This is a genomic window from Vibrio sp. V08_P9A1T1 (genome assembly GCF_963874405.1).
GTDB lineage: Bacteria > Pseudomonadota > Gammaproteobacteria > Enterobacterales > Vibrionaceae > Vibrio > Vibrio anguillarum.
In genome coordinates this window covers 1-4850 of sequence record NZ_CAWNIB010000134.1, presented here as the reverse complement: position 1 = coordinate 4850, position 4850 = coordinate 1, and the positions used below count along the sequence as shown (strand labels likewise).

4 protein-coding genes are annotated in these 4850 nt (G+C 38.9%); all 4 read left to right on the top strand.

The window, feature by feature from the left end:
- Window positions 1-309: 309 nt before the first annotated feature.
- The 4 genes from AACT21_RS06650 (at window position 310) to AACT21_RS06635 (ending at window position 4780) form a co-directional block, all read left to right on the top strand.
- Entirely contained in the window at window positions 310-840 is a 531-nt protein-coding gene (locus AACT21_RS06650) for a fimbrial protein (RefSeq protein WP_094163998.1), read from the top strand.
- Between the two features lie 82 nt (window positions 841-922).
- Complete coding sequence (locus AACT21_RS06645; RefSeq protein ID WP_094163996.1) at window positions 923-3403, top strand: fimbria/pilus outer membrane usher protein; 2481 nt, start codon at window positions 923-925, stop codon at window positions 3401-3403.
- Between the two features lie 53 nt (window positions 3404-3456).
- On the top strand, window positions 3457-4203 hold the full coding sequence (locus AACT21_RS06640; protein WP_094163995.1) for a fimbria/pilus periplasmic chaperone: 747 nt from the start codon (window positions 3457-3459) through the stop codon (window positions 4201-4203).
- Window positions 4204-4210: 7 nt separating this feature from the next.
- A complete protein-coding gene (locus AACT21_RS06635) occupies window positions 4211-4780 on the top strand; it encodes a fimbrial protein (RefSeq protein WP_217898741.1) in 570 nt (189 codons plus the stop codon).
- Window positions 4781-4850: the final 70 nt, after the last annotated feature.

Genomic DNA, 4850 nt, shown 5'->3' with positions numbered 1-4850 from the left:
ATACTATATGGTGTGAGATATTACCTGTTCTTGTTGTTTAAATGATTTTTTTTATTTCGTTTGATGTTTTTTTATTTATCTAATTATATGTATCCTATTGTTTTTAAGGTGTTTATTCTTGAATTTTAAGTATTTTGAGAGTTTGTTTTTTTAGCTTAAAATAAATCCACTTATTTGAAATGGCTTGTGCTTAATGGCTTGTAATCAGTATGGGGTAATTTCAATTTAAGTGGTTAAGTTTTTATTAATAAATAAAGTCAGGCTTACTTATCTTAAGCTTATATAGTTTAAATTATTAGGATTAAAAAAATGAAAAAAACAATTATTGCCTCTGCATTGATGATGTTATCTGCTTCTACACTTGCAGCCGGTGCGAACAATATTGGTCAAGGCGAAATAAAATTTGTAGGATCAATTCTTAGTGCGCCGTGTTCAATTGTCCCTGGAGATAGTGAGCAGACAGTTGATATGGGGCAGATTTCTAATGATGTATTGGAAGGTATTGGAGAGACTCCAGTTCGTCCATTCGCAATCCACCTCGAATCTTGTTCTGTAGACACAGCTAAGACAGCGTCTGTGATCTTTACTGGTGATGCAGATACAGTGAACACAAAAGATTTAGCAATGCATGGTACTGCAAAAGGTGCATCTATCGCGTTAGTTAGTCAACGAGATGGTTCACATGTTGATTTAGGAACTGCATCCAAGGCTATTAATCTGGTAGCTGGAGATAATACTCTAGAATTCGGTGCTAAATTAGTCAGTAATCTAGAGGAAGGTAAAACTGCCACTCCAGGTGATTTCTCAGCTACAGCAAACTTCGTCATGAGCTACCAGTAATTCTATAAGTTAGATTATATCTATGAGTATTGACGGGCACGGATGCCTGTCATTTTAAGATGGGTTTTATTAAGAATATCTGATGAAAAAAAATCTATTATCTGTGATATTTTATTTGTTTTTTATTATTTGGATAAATATTACTTATGCCAGCGAAATAGAATTTAACACAGATCTTCTTGATATCGAGGATAAAGAAACTATTGAATCAGGAGTGTTTGGCAAACCTGGTTACATCATTCCTGGTGACTACACTATGCAAGTTGTGGTCAATAATACGCTAATTGGTGAGCGTAATGTCCATTTCTATGATCAGAAAGATAAAGATTCACAGCTTTGCTTAACGGCTAGTTTAGCTAATGATTTAGGTTTAAAGACTTCTGAACTCAAACATTTATTATCAAGCCCTACAATAGCTACTCAAAAGGATTCAGTCTGTTACAACCCGAAAGTTCTTAAAGGTATCGTGATTAAGGGTGAAGTTAACAAAGATACTCTCACCATATCTATTCCTCAAGTCTATCGAGATTATGTCAATCAGTATTGGGAGCCAGCCTCTTACTGGGATAATGGTGTTAATGGGGCATTGCTCGACTATGGTATTAACGTGCAGGATGTTAACTCGACCAGTATTAAGAGAACTAATCTTAGTAGCTACGGCGTAGCAGGTATTAATATAGATGCTTGGCGGTTAAGAGCTGATTGGCAAGGTCATTATCAGCATGAAGATAAACAAGGCATAGAAAATGTTGAAAGTGACTTCAATATAAACCATGTTTACACTTATCGATCATTACCTGATATTAATACGAAACTAATGTTAGGGGAGCTAGACCTTAATGACTCTTTGTTCGATAGCTTTAAATTTACTGGCGTATCTTTAAACACAGATGACAACCTATTACCACCAAATTTGCGTGGTTATGCACCTGAAATAGTAGGGATTGCTAAAACCGATGCTAAGGTGGTGATTACTAGTAGCGGACGGGTTATTTATGAGACTCAAGTTGCTGCTGGACCTTTTAGAATTCAAGATCTTAGTAGTTCAATTAGTGGGACACTTGACGTTAGGGTGGAAGAGCAAGACGGTTCAGTACAGAGCTTTCAAGTTAATACGGCCACCATTCCATATTTATCTCGCCCTGGCTCTTTGCGTTACAAATTTAACAGCGGTAAGGCCAGCAGCCAAGTACATGAACTAGACGGTCCTGCTTTTGCTAGTGCTGAGTTTTCTTGGGGAGTCAATAATGGTTGGTCACTGCTTGGTGGGGGCTTGTTTGCTGATGGTTATTCAGCCCTATCCGTAGGTGTGGGGCGAGATCTACTTCAGTTTGGTGCTATTTCGTTTGATATTACAGAATCTCGCGCTCAACTTTCAGAAGAAACGAAAAGTGGTGGCTCTTATCGAATCAACTACTCTAAGATATTCGAGAGTTATGATAGCCAAGTCGCGTTCGCTGGCTATCGATTCTCTGATAGAGATTTTATGAATATGAACAAGTTCATGGAGAGTAAACAGATAGACCGACCGTATTTCGGTGAGTCAAAAGAGATATACAGTATATTACTGAGCAAGCAATTCAAGGGAGAGCATTTAGCTGCTTACATGGACTATAGCCATCAATCCTATTGGCATGATGTTGATAGTGATCGTCTGAGCCTCTCACTATCTAAAGAGTTTAGTCTCATGGATTGGAGCGAACTTAATGCATCATTGAGTGCTTATCACAATAAACAGAACAGTCGTGCTGACAATGGTGTGTATTTAAATATTTCAATACCTTTGGGTGGTAATAAATCTATTAGTTATAGAAGCTCTTCTAGTGGTGGGGAAATGGGCCATAGCATTAGTCTGCACAGTCAGCTTGATGAACGCAGCAGTTATTCATTAACAGCTTCCACTTCATCCAACGGTGAAAATGTCAGTGGGTTCTATACTTACAATGGTGACAAAACAACAGCCACAGCCAACGTTAGCCACACAACGGAAGGATCCACAGCAATTGGTCTCTCACTTCGAGGTGGAATTACCGCTACCAGTAAAGGCGCTGCAATACACCGGACTACCACAATAGGAGGAAGTCGGATCATGGTCGATACTGATGGTGAAAGCGGTGTTCCGATACATGCTGGGGGATTAGATACTTTTACAGATAAAAATGGTAAGGCTGTATTAACCGATGTAGCAAGTAGCTATCGGCAGCGCGTTAGTATCGATGTCGATAGGCTGGGCGAGGATGTTGATCCTATTGGAACTCCGGTGTCAATAGGAACTTTGAGCGAAGGAGCTATTGGCTATCGACACTTTGACATGTTGTCGGGTAGTCGTCGTATGTTCGAGTTATTCCGATCCGATGGTAAACACGTACTCTTTGCATCAGAGGTATTTAATGACAAAGGCCAACTGTTAGGAATGGTAGGTGAAGGTGGTATGACATATTTAGTGGGGCTTCATGAGGATGAAATGGTAAATGTAGTTAGGGATAATGCGCAGTATTGTCGATTGCAGTTGCCTTCTCCGTTACCCGACTCGGATACGATTGGAAAGCTATCTTGCCAATAATTACTTACTTTTGAATTGGTTATTAGCCTTTAAATATATTGAGATAAAATGATATGAATAAAAAACGGTACTACACGCTTACTTTATTACTTCTCCTACTTGTCAATCAGGCATATGCGAGTATTTCTTTAGATCGCACTCGGGTTATATACCCGGGTGAAGTAAAATCGATGAGTCTAAACATTCGCAACAACAGTACCACATTGCCATATTTAGCGCAGGCTTGGTTAGAAGATGCGGATGGTAAAAAGATAAATAGCCCCTTTACAATTCTACCTCCAATACAACGTTTAGAGCCCGGAATGGAGAGTTTAGTTAAGATTCAGTCTCTATCAGGTTTTTCTCTATTGCCTCAAGATAAAGAGACTTTGTTTTATTTTAATTTGAGAGAGATTCCTCCCCGCAGTGACAAACCTAATAGTTTGCAACTAGCGTTGCAAACTCGTATTAAATTTTTCTACCGTCCGGCGAGTTTATTGACTGAAGCTAGCCATAACCAATCGCCTTGGCAAAATAAAGTCACATTGCAAAAAATCGGTGATAAATACCAACTGACTAACCCAACCCCCTATTATGTAACCATTGTTGCTGGCTCAAATGGAAGCAAGGCAAACCAAGTTGACGATTTCCAACCAGTGATGATTTCCCCTCACAGTCGCGCTACTGTAAATGTCGATGCGGCTAGGCTGGGTAAGACGCCTAGTTTTACTTATGTGGATGATTTTGGTGGTCACCGAACGTTAAACTACCAATGTAATAATAATGGTTGTAGTTTAATTATTGGAAAGAACTCCAACTAAGGAGGTAATGGTGAGGCGCCGTTTACATCACATCATTAATTTAGCTAACCACAATAGACTTTTATCTAGATTAATACTCTTATTAGCCATTTTCATTCAGCCATTTGCAGAGGCTGGTAGCCAAAACCTCACGATGACAATGACAGCAGAAGTTATGGGGCCAGCTTGCTCTCTGCGCTCTGGTGAAGAAAATCTATATGTTAATTTTGGCGATATTATTAATAACGATCTATTGCGAGATGGACGCACGCAAGGAACAAGCTTGCAGATACATCTGGATGAGTGTGATCCAACCATTGCTGATAGCATAAAAGTCACTTTTTTGGGTGCTGGTGATCAGAATGGCTTGCTTGCTCTGGCCAGCAGTAGTCAGGCTAAAGGTATTGCCATCGGGTTTGAGCAAAGAGGGCAATTTTTACCCATTAATCAAGCAAGTAGCTTGATTCGTTTAGTCTCGGGTACAAATGTACTCGATTTTACTGTTTATGTGCAGTTGCTTTCTTGGGGAAATAAAGATGTTGATTTAAAACCTGGGACGTTTAATGCAACGGCTAATTTTATGATTGAATATGAATAATTGAATTCCATTTATGAATTTTTATTTAATGTTTAGATGATAAATAAGCACTGTAAATAAAATACTGGGG